This is a genomic window from Belnapia sp. AC561, from assembly GCF_979252845.1.
The window spans coordinates 1-232 of sequence record NZ_CEEDBP010000530.1; the positions used below are offsets into that span (position 1 = coordinate 1).

The 232-nt window shown below is 80.2% G+C and carries 1 protein-coding gene; it reads left to right on the forward strand.

The window, feature by feature from the left end:
- Positions 1-51: 51 nt before the first annotated feature.
- Positions 52-232: hypothetical protein (locus AC0IW9_RS32140; protein WP_471652325.1), on the forward strand; the 181-nt coding region annotated here is incomplete at its 3' end.

Sequence of the window (232 nt, forward strand, 5' to 3'; positions counted from 1 at the left end):
CCGTCACCAGCCCCTGGCGGCACTCGCCTGGGGCACGCCGGCGCATTGAGCATGCGTGGCGGCCTCGCGGGCCTCGCCCTGGTGCGGCTGGCCGTGCCGCTGCTCGCCGGCTGCACCAGCTGGCCGCCGACCGGCCAGGGCGGCCTTGCCGATGCCATGCCGCTGCCGCCGCCGGCCGCGCAGGAAGCCCCGGCGCTGCGCCGGCGGCTGGACTGCGACCTGGCGCGCTGCG